This is a genomic window from Levilactobacillus zymae DSM 19395, assembly GCF_001434115.1.
GTDB lineage: Bacteria > Bacillota > Bacilli > Lactobacillales > Lactobacillaceae > Levilactobacillus > Levilactobacillus zymae.
The window spans coordinates 1-203 of record NZ_AZDW01000053.1; the positions used below are offsets into that span (position 1 = coordinate 1).

The following is a 203-nucleotide window of genomic DNA, read 5'->3' on the forward strand; positions in this document are numbered from 1 at the left end:
AGTTTGACGGGTTCCGATTACACGATGACGGTCGGCGACCCTGAGCCAACATTGACGGACTTTAACGCGACAGCCACGGATAATCATGGCACCACGATTCCGGTAACGATGGATATGAGTCAAGTTGATTTAACTAATGCCGGCACGTACAACGTAGTTTTAAGTACGGCAGATGGTCAGAGTAAGACGGTGACGTTAACGGT

Annotated in this window: 1 protein-coding gene; it reads left to right on the top strand. The window is 49.3% G+C overall.

Translation table 11 applies throughout. The features are described 5' to 3' along the window. Positions 1 to 203: bacterial Ig-like domain-containing protein (locus FD38_RS12885; protein WP_191982972.1), on the top strand; the 203-nt coding region annotated here is incomplete at both ends.